Source organism: Acidovorax sp. KPB24-07 (assembly GCF_057543315.1).
Map to the genome: position 1 here is coordinate 1 of NZ_BAAJYS010000108.1, position 11,966 is coordinate 11,966.

Here is an 11,966-nt window from a genome sequence, read left to right on the forward strand (position 1 = left end):
GCGCGAGGTGCAGGCGGCCATCGAGGCGCGCTCGGGCCCGGTGCGGTTGCGCCCGCACGGGCAAGGCACGGCTGCCTGACGCGCCGTTTGGTTTCCTTTTTATAAAAAGTTGCGATCTATTCGGTGGGCATACGCCATGCCAAGTAAAAAATAGAAGCACTAATGCATTTTTAGAGAAATTGCCAATTGATTTCAATGGCGTGTGGGTTTTGTTGCGCTGAATGGCATGCAGATGTAACTGAGTGAAATTGCTTCAGTCATTGGTTGCGCCTCGCATAGGCTACGGGCCTTTCCAAAACCTGCGCGCAACCATGAATCGTCCAGAAACCAAAAATCTTTCCAACATCTCTGGCTCTTTCGGAATTTCCAAAACCACCACCAAGGTATTCGGGGTCATCGCCCTGTGCGTTTTATCGGCCTGCGGAGGCGGAGGGGGTGGCGACAGCAGCACCGGCACCACGGGTGGCACCACCCCCGTGACGCCCGCCCCAGGCGATACGGCACCCGTAACGCCCACCACCCCTTCGACCGTCGCCAGAGATTGCGGCGAGGACGGCCATGTCCTCACGGAGGCTGGCAATACCGCCCAGATCGACGCCAACGTGTATTACACCGACGGCACCACGGTCATTTCCACCCAGCAACGCAAATTCGCCACGTCGAATGGCGCGAGCTTTCGCGGCAGGACCGGGCTGTTCCTGGTGAACCAGGTCAATACCACCACTTACAGCAACGCCGCCGTTAATGGACCCTTCGGCGGCAGCGTCATGACCACGACCGAAAACAATTATTCGAGCGTTGTCGGTGACGTGCGGCAGACCTACGGTTTGACTGTCTCCAATCTCTTTCAGGGCACGACCACCACGGCCAGCAGCTATTTCACGCCCTACGCCTATACGGGTGCACCGCTGAACCCTGCCTTGGACACGGCCTACGCGGCCAGTTATTCCACCACGACGGAAAGCGGCGGGACCACGCAGCCCGCGCTGGCGCAGACCAGCATCACCACCTATTCGACAGAGTCGGTCAGCGTGCTGGCCGGGACGTTTCCCGCCTGCAAGGTCAAGATCGAGGTGACCGGCGGCGCGACGACGGCCAACGTCAGCTACACCTGGCTGGTCGCCTCGGGCCGGTACAAGGGTCTGGTCGTGCGCACGGCCAATGCCAACGGCGTCAAGACGTCGGAGGCGACGCGCCTGCTGGTGAACGGGCAATAAAGGGAATCACACCACAGCCGAAAGCCAAAACACCGCTGGGTTGCAGGCAGAACCCATGCGGCGTTTCCCGCGTTCGGCAAGCCTCACGCTCGCTTCGGGCGCATGCTGGACGATCCAGTAGGCGCTGCCGATACCTGCGGCGACCGAGATCAGCACGCGCTCGTCCAGCGTCTGCCGGCCACTTCGTGGTTGACTTGACTTTGAAGCAATAGAATTATTGTTTTGTAGTTAAAATTGCGACAACGCGTGTTGGTGCAAATTTTTGATCTTGAGGGTCTCTGGCCCATCAATAAAAATTGCCGACAGCACCCACTCCGTGAATTTGATCAACCCTGCGGTTCCCTAGTGGAGTTGCGCCAGGAACACGCTCTGATGAAAGCAAGTGGGGCATTGAGGGGCTCCCCATTTTTGCCTTTACCTCTGACATTGAAGCGCTTGCCGTGACTGCGCTATCGATCTGAAAAAGATTTTTTGAAATTCGCTGGAAACATAATGAGATTTCTTGAAAAGCTGGTCCTGATTTTTAATTTGCGATTGAAAAATGTCCGGCGGTACCTGCTCCTGACGGTTCTTTTCTTGTTCTCGCCGCTGTGTGTTGCAGCTGCTCCCCCGGCTCCTCTTTGGGGGCCTCCCGGCTTTCACGCAACGCCAGGCGAAGCTTGTGAGCAGTCGATCATTGATGCCAATGCGTGGAGGCCAGGGTGGTATAAATCGTATGAATTATTGCCCGGTAGCTTTTCATATCAAAAGGTATGCATATTTTATGGTACTGGGCACCTATATGCAAGCGAACAAGAGATCGCCGCATCTTGTCCTTATGGGTGGTATCCCAACGGGCCTTTTGCACACCTTATGCCCAGCGAAGATAACGCCTCATGCGTTTGCCCTCCAGGAAGCCCAGTTTATTCGCCTGAATATCAAGTTTGTATAAGCAGCTTCAGCATCAGTATTGATGGTCCGGCGGCCACAAAAGTCTTGCCTGCGGGGCCATCATTATCAATGGCTGCAACAGTAAAAGCCAATGGTGAGCCGGGCAAGAATTGGCTTGTTACAGTTTCTGTTCCTGGAGGTTTATCGATCAGTGGAAAAACTGATATTAATGGGAGGTTTGAATTTACTTATATTCCCCCGCGCCGCCCGATGGTTGCCCGCCTGACAGCAATCTGCAGAGATTGCAATAACGTTAGTACAGAAATGGATATCAATGTCACAGATGTTCCCATCTGCAGAGCGGATCCAGGGATGTTGCTTGGCAATCCTGTTGCCCCTGTGTCTGGCGCCAAAATTCAAGTTGAAACCGATTGGCAGGACCAGAGCGCTCACCCTTTAAGCCTTGTCCGCACTTATCGCAGCAGCGGTAGCCAGGTCCCCGTAGGTTGGGGAGGCTATTGGTCACACAATTATTCTGCTCAGCTGGTAGGCGGCGATTTCCAACGCAATGCGCAATTCGGCAACGGGACATTGGCCCTGTTCACACGAAATACCAAAACGGATCCCTGGGTCAACGACAGCGGGGAATACCGCTTGGAGCAAAATACGGATGGATGGCGGATCACTCGCCTGGAGGACGATGCATATTGGCAATTCGATGGTAATAACGTACTCGTCAAAATAGGGCGGCGCAACGGGTGGGTCATGACACTCAGTTATGCAGGCGGTGCGTTGAACCAGGTGACCAATGCCTTTGGTCGCAAGCTGCAATTCTTCTATGACACTCAAGGCCATCTTGCAAGCGTTACGGCCCCTAATGGCCAGACCATCGCATATACCTTGCATGGCACGGGTCGTCCCCTTGGCGTGCTTTATCCAGACAGCCGAAGCAAATCCTATCTATATGAGAATGCTCAATATCCTGATTTGCTGACCGGCATCAACGATGAGAGCGGACGGCGCTATGCGACCTTCAGTTATGACGCTGACGGCCGTGCCACATCCACCAGCCACGCAGGGGGTGTACTCAGCTATAGCGTCACATACCCCGAAGGTAATAGTGCGGATAAGGGCAGCCTGACCACTGGCAGTGTCGATGGGGCCCTGTACCAAAGCAGCGTTCAAACCACCGATCCGCGTGGCAATGTGCAAACCTGGAACTACCAAGGTGGCGACGGCACGGTGCGCACCCTAGGCGCGAGCGGTCCCTTTGAAGGCGCTACCGTCGCCAGCCGCAGTTTTGCCGATGGTTTGAATCTGCCCATTCTGGAAACAGACTTCCTTGGTAACAAAACCACCTTTGAATGGGATGTTTCACGCCGTTTGCTGCTTAAAAGCACCCGCGCAGCCAGCACCCCTTTGGCACAAACCACGCAAACTCAGTGGCACCCAGCGCTGCATCTGCCGGTCATGATCACGGAGGCGGGCCGCACCACCGCATACACCTACGACCCGTTGGGCAACAAGCTCAGCGAAACCATCACCGACGCTGCGAGCAACGAGAGCCGGACCGTTCGTTGGACATACAACGATCAAGGCTTGGTGGCAAGCATGACCGACACGCGCGGCAAAGTATGGACCTACGGCTACGACATTGCGGGGAACACCACCAAGGTCACCAACCCATTGGGCCATGTCACCCTGTACAGCTACAGCGGCGCAGGCCAGATCACCCAGATTACCGATCCGAATGGTGTTGTCACTGCCAATACCTACGATGCGCGCCAGCGCCTGTTGAGCACTTCGGTTGCGGGTCAGGCAACCACTTATGCATACGATGCCGTAGGTCAGTTGACGCGGGCCACGCGTCCCGATGCTAATTGGATTGGCTTTGAATACGACGCTGCCCACCGTTTGACCGCCGTTACTGACAACCTGGGCAACCGAATCGATTACACGCTGGACAACGCAGGTAACCGTGTCGCTCAGCAAACCAAAGATCCTGCCGGCGTTCTCAGCCGCCATATCACCCGTATGTACGACGCTGTGGGCCGCTTGCAAAAGACCACCGGCTTGGAATAAGAGACGCCCAACATGTTTGCATTGATTCAGCCGGCCTCGATGGATACAGCCGCTCTTTTTAAAGCCCCTGTGCGGTCATTCTTGCGCCGTCTTTTTTTTCATCCTCTGCTGGTGCCTTGTTCCATGGTTTACCCAGGCTCAGGCCTTGACCAAAACCACGAGCGATTTAACGCTCGCGTCGTCCACCGTCTCTGTGGGGCAATCCACCACACTCACGGCAACCATCAAACCGAGTGCCGCAAAGGGCACGGTTCGTTTCATGGCGGGAACCACGAACTTGGGTAATGCCACCCTGAACAGCACAGGCGTGGCCAGCCTGGCTACAACGTTCGCTACGGTGGGCACGCAGAGTCTCACAGCCGTATATGCAGGCAATAGCACCTACGCTGCCAGCACCTCTTCGGCAAAGCAACTGACGGTCAAGGCAACCGCCACTGCCAGCACGCTGGCATTGGGCGCCGCCCCTTCGAGCAGCGTCGCCAACGAGGCCGTCACCCTGCGGGCCACTATCAGCCCATCCACGGCCACAGGGACCGTCACATTCAAGGACGGCTCTGCCTCCTTGGGCACGGCCAACTTGAATGCCGGTGTTGCGACGCTGAAAACCAGCTTTGCCGTGGCTGGCGCCCATCACCTGAGCGCCAGCTATGCTGGTAGTGCAGCGGTCTCTGCCAGCAACTCCAATGCGTTGTCTTTCACCGTGGCGGGTGCACCGATGGCATTGCCCAGCCCGCCTGTTTCGCCCACACCCGTGGTGAGCTTGGCTTATGACGCTCAAGGTCATCCGACGGTGGTGACTCAGGCACCCGATAGCCCAGACTTGGCTTTGGCAACCAGTAATGAATACGATGCATTGGGGCGGACCAAGAAAGTTCTCGATCCATCCGGCAACAGCACCGTCATCAGCTACGACAGCAGCAACCAAGTCAGCGCTGTATTCGACCCGATAGGCCTGACGACACAGTATGACCGCGACGGATTGGGGCAGGTCAAACAGCAGCGCAGCCCAGATACCGGTAGCACCGAACTGAGTTACGACCCTGCGGGCAACCTGCTGACCAGCAAAGACAGCCGTGGCGTGCTTGCCACCCATACCTACGATGCCATCAACCGCCTGACCGGCAGCACTTTCAGCCAGGCTGGGCAGCAAAGCCAAAGCTACACATGGATTTATGACCAGACGGGTGGCGATTTCTCCAACGGTATCGGTCGGTTGACCACGATCAGTTTCCCTGAAGGGACGACCACCTATGCCTACAACGCCCAAGGGCGTGTGACCAAGGCCCAGCAAACGCTCCATCCGAACTCGACTGCCAACCAGAAGGCCGTTGTCTTATCCACGCTTTACGAATACGACGCTGCGGGCAACGTGATCGGCATGACCTACCCTTCGGGTCGCAAACTGAGTATTGGGTATGGCGGTGGTTTGCCCGTTACCCTGGGTCTCGGCAAAGATGCTTCCAGCACGCCCATCTCCTTGATCACCGGGTTGCGATACGCACCTTTCGGTGCACCGCAAAGTTGGAACTGGGCGATGACCAGCGGCTCGTTGGCGCACAGCAGGGTCATGGACACCCATGGCCGGTTGATACGCTATCCGCTGGGCGAGTATCTGCGTGACGTGTCTTACGACGGGGCAGGCCGTATCACGGGCTACACCCACTACCGTGCAGTGTCAGGTGCAACGAGCGGCTCATCGGCCCCCTCGCTGGATCAGCAGTTCAGCTACAACGCATCGGGCAGACTGACACAGGTGAGCACCGCCCAAGGAACCTGGACCTACATGTATGACGGTACAGGCAACCGCATCAACGTGGCCTCGGACAACGGCGTATCGAGCTGGTACAACCTCAAGCCCAAAAGCAACCAGTTGGCTTCCATCGATAAGCCAGCGATCACGCTGACCTATGACGCAGCGGGCAACACCACGTCGGATGGCAACTTCGCGCTGCAATACGACTTGAAAGGCAGGCTGGTTCGGGCAACCAATGCGCAGGGCTCCACCAGCTACACCTACGACAACAATGGCTTGCGGGTGCGAAAGAGCACGGGGCTGGCCGGTGGTACAACGATTTTTGTGTACGACGCCGAAGGCCATCTACTGGGCGAATACGACGCGTCAGGCAATCCGATCCGGGAAATCGTCTGGCTGGGAGACATGCCCTTGGCGGTCTTCACTCCGGATTCCGCGTATGGCGCCAATGCGGCTTCGAATGCGCCACAGGTCTACTACATCCATGCAGACCATTTGAATACTCCGCGGGTGGTGGTTGATCGTGCCAATACGGTGCGCTGGCGTTGGATGAGCGAGCCGTTCGGCACCACGGCAGCTGAGAGCAGTCCTGCGGGTCAGACGGACTTTGTATTCAATCTGCGCTTTCCAGGTCAGTACTATGACGTGGAGTCGGGGATTCACCAGAATTGGAATCGGGATTACGTTCCGGGGTTGGGGAGATATGCGCAAAGTGATCCGATTGGTCTTGCAGGTGGGTGGAACACGTACAGCTATGTAGGCGGCAATCCGCTCTCCCACACCGATAGGCTGGGGTTGGCCACGGATGAGGAGATCAGAAAAGCGGTGGAAACACTTCGATGCGCCAACCCCGGAGAATTCGAAAAATTAGCGAGGTCAATCACTATGGACAACATGGGGGAGAATGGGGAAGGCATGACTGATTGGCGCAATAACATCACCTTGAATTCGAACTTGTACGGGGACAGCAGAACACCTGTAATGGACATGATTCGAAGTGAGTTCCTGCAAACCTTGGCGCATGAGATGCTGCATGTCAATCAAGGCATTGGCGGAAAGTTAATAACAAGAGTCAGGATGGGTAATCCACTTGGGGTTTTGCATCGCCAATTGGATGTAAAGGCTGAGGCCATGATTACGCGTCAACTGCTTGACCAGTACAACAAAGCACTTCAAAACGGAGATTCAGGATGCTCATGCACACGATGAGAATGAGGGCTACGGTTTTGATGGCTGCATTTGTTGCAGCTTGCAGTCCTGTGGCTGAAGTCACGCCGCGCCATTACGTTGGTTTGGTTGTTGGTCATTCTTCGCCATTGAAGATTGAAATTGCTAAAGCGTTAATAGCATCCCCTGGAAAACCTGTGCCACAGGCCGGTCCGTTGCACTTGCCGCCACCGTCCGGCTTGGCCCCGATGAAATTCGACTTTGGTTGGGTCACAGCAGGGGGGGCCATCATGATTCAAAGCACCAAGTTTGCGGTGATTGTTTTGCAAGAGCCTATGCTTGATCAAGGTAAGGTGACGTGGAGTTGCATCGTGCATCCAGCTGAAGCCAAACCCAACCTTTGTGGATCCGATTATCAGAATGGATTGCTTCAAAATAAATAACACTCTATCTAATGCCCATAAGCGCCAGTAGCCCGTTTCTTTTTTTTAATCTAAAAAAGGCCACCCGCAACCCCCTGCCAGCTGCTAAGGCTTTGGAGGGGCGGGCGGCTTATTTTTTAGCCGCTGGATATTTGACGTTACGCCCTCTTGCGTGTATTCATCTTGACTGTTTTAGTCGCATCGACGCTACTCTTTCCAGAATTGGAATCGGGAGCGTCCCAGGGTTGGAAAGATATGCGCAGTCTGATTCCATCGGGTTGAGTGGTGGCTAAAATTGCAGGGAGTGAATATGGCCTTCAATCAAATTATCAAGATGGCCTACTATGGGGCAGTTGTCGCTTTCCCTCTTGTTTTGTCTCTCACTAATTTCGGAAATTACCTCCATGGAGGTACTCTCGTTGAATTGGTTGCCATGCAGGGGGTGGCTGTAGTGATTTTTATGGTGGCAATAAAAATCTTTCCGAGGGTAGGAGTGACAGAGAAAGTTTTTGTTGTTCTCTGTGCCTTGGTTCCGCTGTTTTTTGTCATTGCTTCCCTGGTGCCATTGCTTGGGTAGTAATTTCCTCAAGTAAGCCACCAGCAATCCCTGCCAGCTGCTAAAGATGTGGGGTCCGGGGGGCTTCTGTTTTTAGCCTCTGCGGACGAACTGTTTAGTGCGCTTGCTGCAACACCGATCCAACCTGCAACACAAACTTCTACTGTGCCTTAGGTAGCGCGCTGATGTACAAAGCGGGTCATAAAAGGGAGTTAAAAAATGGCAGAAGTTAAGCTCGTTGATGTTCTTGCTCTCTGGGCGCCAAGGCTTGAGGGAAACCTGTTGGAAAAGGGTGGGGAAAATGTTGCTAGTCAGTTGCGACGTGTCATCGTGCCTGCGCAAAAAATTGCTGGTGAACCGACCGATTTTTCATTTATGGCATTTCCCTATCCCCGACTGTCTGCTGAGCAGCTAAAAGAGGCCCCGCTTGTCGAAGAGGTAAGTTATCTAATTGATCATGGGGATGCTAGATTTAGAGTGGATATTGATCATTTTGGTCAAATCAATTGGTTTTATATAAAAGGGGTGCCTGAGATTTATGATTTGATGAAGATTGCACTTGCTTCCACGCCGGAAAATGTTACGCCATTCTGGAAGTATTAAATAAGGGCCAATTGCACGGCTTGCTGAAGCTGATCGGATGTCAGGTAATCCGATTCGGGAAATCGTCTGGCTGGGGACATGCCCTTGGCGGTCTTCAATCCGGATGCCGCGTATGGCGCCAATGCGCTGCGAATGCGCCACAGGTCTACTACACAGCGGTATTAAGTGAAGCCCATGTAGGTTCCCTGCCTCGCAAGCTGTGCGTTCGCTTCAAGCCCCAAACTGAACATCCACAAGGCGCTGCGGATGTTCGTCATTGCCTAGATCTCCTCGCGGTTCGTTGATTGGCCTTGTCGCCATTGCCCGTGCCGGGGCGGGCTCACCCCCCGTGAAACCGCACCACCAGCGGCACGATCAGCAGCGCCACGATGTTGATGATCTTGATGAGCGGGTTCACCGCCGGGCCGGCCGTGTCCTTGTAGGGGTCGCCCACGGTGTCGCCGGTGACGGCGGCCTTGTGCGCCTCGCTGCCCTTGCCGCCGTGGTGGCCGTCCTCGATGTATTTCTTGGCGTTGTCCCAGGCGCCGCCGCCGGTGCACATGCTGATCGCCACGAACAGGCCGGTCACGATGGTGCCCATCAGCAGCCCGCCCAGCGCCTTCGGTCCCAGCAGCAGGCCCACGGCGATGGGCACCACCACCGGCAGCAGGCTGGGGACCACCATCTCCTTGATGGCGGCGGTGGTCAGCATGTCCACGGCCTTGCCATACTCGGGCTTGCCCGTGCCGTCCATGATGCCGGGGATGGTCTGGAATTGGCGGCGCACCTCGACCACCACCGCGCCCGCCGCGCGGCCCACGGCCTCCATCGCCATGGCGCCGAACAGGTAGGGGATGAGCCCGCCGATGAACAGGCCCACGATCACCATCGGGTCCGACAGGTCGAAGCGGATGGCCTGGCCATAGGCCGAGAGCTTGTGCGTGTAGTCGGCGAACAGCACCAGCGCTGCCAGCCCTGCCGAGCCGATGGCGTAGCCCTTGGTGACGGCCTTGGTGGTATTGCCCACGGCGTCCAGCGGGTCGGTGATCTCGCGCACGCTGGCGGGCATTTCGGCCATCTCGGCGATGCCGCCGGCGTTGTCGGTGATGGGGCCGTAGGCATCCAGCGCCACCACGATGCCCGCCATGCTGAGCATGGCCGTGGCCGCCACCGCCACCCCGTACAGGCCCGCGAGCGCATACGACACCAGGATGGCCAGGCACACGCACAGCACCGGCCAGGCGGTCGAGCGCATCGACACACCCAGCCCCGCGATGATGTTGGTGCCGTGCCCCGTGGTGGAGGCCTGTGCGATGTGCTGCACGGGCGAATACTGCGTGCCGGTGTAGAACTCGGTGATCCACACCAGCGCGGCCGTGAGCACCAGGCCCGTCGCGCAGGCGCCGAAGAGCCGCATCTGGCTGCCGCTGGCCGCGATGGCGTTGTCCGGCACCAGCCAGGCGGTGACGAACCAGAAGGCCACCAGCGAGATCACGCCCGCGATCGCCAGGCCCTTGTACAGGGCCGGCATCACGTTCTTCATGCCGGGCGAGGCCTTGACGAAAAAGCAGCCCACGATGGACGCGAGGATGGACACCGCTCCCAGCGCCAGCGGGTAGGTCACCGCGGCCACCGGCGCGGCCGTCACCATGAGGGCGCCCAGCACCATGGTGGCGATCAGCGTGACGGCGTAGGTCTCGAACAGGTCGGCGGCCATGCCGGCGCAGTCGCCCACGTTGTCGCCCACGTTGTCGGCGATCACGGCGGGGTTGCGCGGGTCGTCCTCGGGAATGCCGGCCTCCACCTTGCCCACCAGGTCGGCCCCCACGTCCGCGCCCTTGGTGAAGATGCCGCCGCCCAGCCGCGCGAAGATCGAGATCAGCGAGGAGCCGAAGGCAAAGCCGATCAGCGGGTTGAGCAGCGCCGCCAGATCGGCCGTGGGCGTGAACTGCCCGCGTCCCACCAGCAGCCAGCAAAAGCCGGTCACGCCCAAAAGCCCCAGGCCCACCACCAGCATGCCGGTGATGGCGCCGCCGCGAAAGGCCACGTCCAGCGCCGGGCCCATGCCCTGCGTGGCGGCCTGGGCGGTGCGCACGTTGGCGCGCACCGACACGTTCATGCCGATGAAGCCGCAGGCGCCCGACAGCACCGCGCCGGCCACGAAGCCCCCGGCCGTCATGGCATCGAGGAACAGGCCGATGAGCACGGCCAGCACCACGCCCACGATGGCGATGGTGCGGTACTGGCGCGCCAGGTAGGCGGCCGCGCCGGCCTGGATGGCGCCGGCGATCTCCTGCATGCGGGGGTTGCCCGGGTCCTTGGAAAGGATCCAGCGGCGGGCCCAGAGGCCGTAGGCCACCGCGATCAATCCGCAGATCAGGGCCAGTATCAGGGGAGGGTTCAACGCTGCCGGGTTCGCCATGCTCTTTCTCCTTGGGGTGTCGATTGCACGGAAAGGAAACACAACGCATCGGTGGTGCTTCCGCTGCGTTGCTTCCTCGTGCCCCGGGGCCTGCGCGCGAGCAGGCGGAGACGATTGGCCAACGCAGCCAATTTACTGCCAAGGGCCCGCGCGGGCAAGCGCGGCCGGGCGTGCGCCTAAAATCGCGCCACCCCCGGCCCGGCGCGGGCTGGCCCCGCGGCCGCCGGAGCCCATCACCTCCTCAACCTTCAGAGATCCATGTCCCTCAACAACGTCACCCCCGGCAAGAACACCCCTGAAACCTTCAATGTGGTCATCGAAATCCCCATGGACTCGGACCCCATCAAGTACGAGGTGGACAAGGAATCGGGCGCCATCTTCGTGGACCGTTTCATGACCACGGCCATGTACTACCCCTCCAACTACGGCTACGTGCCGCAAACGCTTAGCGGCGACGGCGACCCGGTGGACGTGCTGGTGATCACCCCCTATCCGCTGCTGCCCGGCGTGGTCGTGCCCTGCCGCGCGCTCGGCATCCTGAAGATGGAAGACGAAGCGGGCGTCGATGGCAAGGTGCTGGCCGTGCCCACCACCAAGGTCCTCAAGATGTACGAAAACTGGAAGACCGTGGACGACGTGAACCCGATGCGCCTGAAGGCCATCAGCCACTTCTTCGAGCACTACAAGGACCTGGAAGAAGGCAAGTGGGTCAAGGTGCTGGGCTGGGAAGGCATCGAGGCCGCCCACCAGGAAATCGTGGAGGGCCTGGCCAACTACAAGAAGTGAGATAGGGCGCTTCCCTTCGCTTCTTTTTCAGGTTCTACCGTTCCGGCCGCCGCCCTGGCGCCCGGGGCCGAACCTGCCAAAGCCTGCCGGCCTGCGTGCCCGCAGGCTT

The 11,966-nt window shown here is 58.1% G+C and carries 9 protein-coding genes; 7 read left to right on the top strand and 2 right to left on the bottom strand.

The window, feature by feature from the left end; all coding sequences use genetic code 11:
• Positions 1-311 precede the first annotated feature (311 nt).
• Positions 312-1,217 carry a hypothetical protein gene (locus AC27IQ_RS12915; protein ID WP_487089706.1) on the top strand — a complete coding sequence of 302 codons (906 nt, stop codon included), beginning with the start codon at positions 312-314 and terminating at the stop codon, positions 1,215-1,217.
• Between the two features lie 6 nt (positions 1,218-1,223).
• On the opposite strand, the gene AC27IQ_RS12920 is transcribed toward AC27IQ_RS12915, so the two are convergent.
• Complete coding sequence (locus tag AC27IQ_RS12920; protein WP_487089707.1) at positions 1,224-1,373, bottom strand: hypothetical protein; 150 nt, start codon at positions 1,371-1,373, stop codon at positions 1,224-1,226.
• Positions 1,374-1,709: 336 nt separating this feature from the next.
• On the opposite strand from AC27IQ_RS12920, the gene AC27IQ_RS12925 reads away from it, so the two are divergent.
• The 5 genes from AC27IQ_RS12925 (at position 1,710) to AC27IQ_RS12945 (ending at position 8,670) form a co-directional block, all read left to right on the top strand.
• Positions 1,710-4,169, top strand: coding sequence for a DUF6531 domain-containing protein (locus AC27IQ_RS12925; protein ID WP_487089708.1), 2,460 nt, complete (start codon positions 1,710-1,712; stop codon positions 4,167-4,169).
• A 145-nt stretch (positions 4,170-4,314) separates the two neighbouring features.
• Entirely contained in the window at positions 4,315-7,131 is a 2,817-nt protein-coding gene (locus AC27IQ_RS12930; RefSeq protein WP_487089709.1) for an Ig-like domain repeat protein, read from the top strand.
• Positions 7,113-7,532, top strand: coding sequence for a hypothetical protein (locus AC27IQ_RS12935; protein WP_487089710.1), 420 nt, complete (start codon positions 7,113-7,115; stop codon positions 7,530-7,532). Before AC27IQ_RS12930 ends, AC27IQ_RS12935 begins: the two co-directional genes overlap by 19 nt.
• A 289-nt stretch (positions 7,533-7,821) precedes the next feature.
• The gene (locus tag AC27IQ_RS12940; protein ID WP_487089711.1) at positions 7,822-8,088 is read left to right on the top strand and encodes a hypothetical protein; all 267 of its coding nucleotides are present in this window, start codon (positions 7,822-7,824) and stop codon (positions 8,086-8,088) included.
• A gap of 198 nt (positions 8,089-8,286) precedes the next feature.
• Complete coding sequence (locus tag AC27IQ_RS12945) at positions 8,287-8,670, top strand: hypothetical protein (protein ID WP_487089712.1); 384 nt, start codon at positions 8,287-8,289, stop codon at positions 8,668-8,670.
• A gap of 319 nt (positions 8,671-8,989) precedes the next feature.
• Here AC27IQ_RS12945 and AC27IQ_RS12950 read toward each other — a convergent pair whose 3' ends face one another.
• The gene (locus tag AC27IQ_RS12950; RefSeq protein WP_284412829.1) at positions 8,990-11,071 is read right to left on the bottom strand and encodes a sodium-translocating pyrophosphatase; all 2,082 of its coding nucleotides are present in this window, start codon (positions 11,069-11,071) and stop codon (positions 8,990-8,992) included.
• A gap of 258 nt (positions 11,072-11,329) precedes the next feature.
• Here AC27IQ_RS12950 and ppa point away from each other — a divergent pair, with 258 nt between their 5' ends.
• Positions 11,330-11,857 carry an inorganic diphosphatase gene (gene ppa, locus AC27IQ_RS12955; protein WP_272569020.1) on the top strand — a complete coding sequence of 176 codons (528 nt, stop codon included), beginning with the start codon at positions 11,330-11,332 and terminating at the stop codon, positions 11,855-11,857.
• The last annotated feature ends 109 nt before the right edge of the window (positions 11,858-11,966 follow it).